Raw genomic sequence first — 563 nt, 5'->3', positions numbered from 1 at the left:
CACATGGACAAGAATACCATAAAATCTACAATAAATGAACTACTAAAAGTCATTGATGAACATACTTTTTCCAATCTAATTAACGTGATTGACCTTGATAAATACGTGAAAAAGCTGACAGCCTATAAGTTTCTTCAACTGCTGATCATTTCGCAATTGAAAGAAACCAAAAGCTTAACTCAAATGTCAAAGAAGCTAAAAGATAAGGAAGAGCTTCAAGTTCAACTCGCATTTGATACGATTAGCACGTCACAGCTTTCAAGGAAATTGGGTGATTTATCCCCAACGTTATTTGAGAAGATCTTTCATTATCTCGTGTTGAACATTCAAGCAAAGATGAAGCAATCGCCGATCATTCGTGAGATTGGTCGCTTACACGTGATCGATTCAACAACGATGAGCATGAGTGTAAGTCAGTACCCTTGGGCGACTTTTCGTAAAACGAAAGCTGGGATTCGCCTTCATTTACGAGTCGTGGTTACCAAAGAGTTGACCTTACCCGATAAAGGAATTCTTTTACCAGCTAAGCATGCAGACCGCACTCAAATGGGAGATCTCATTGA

General features: G+C 38.7%; 1 protein-coding gene. It reads left to right on the top strand.

Annotated features, from left to right (window positions below):
• Positions 1-563, top strand: a 563-nt coding sequence (locus tag M3212_RS21700) for a DUF4372 domain-containing protein (RefSeq protein ID WP_251195980.1), incomplete at both ends; no start/stop codon positions are given.

Origin of the sequence: Halalkalibacter oceani, from assembly GCF_023715705.1 — a bacterium.
Classification (GTDB): Bacteria; Bacillota; Bacilli; order Bacillales; family Bacillaceae_D; genus Halalkalibacter; species Halalkalibacter oceani_A.
The sequence above is the reverse complement of the archived record's forward strand: the minus strand, read 5'-3'. Positions and strand labels throughout refer to the sequence as shown.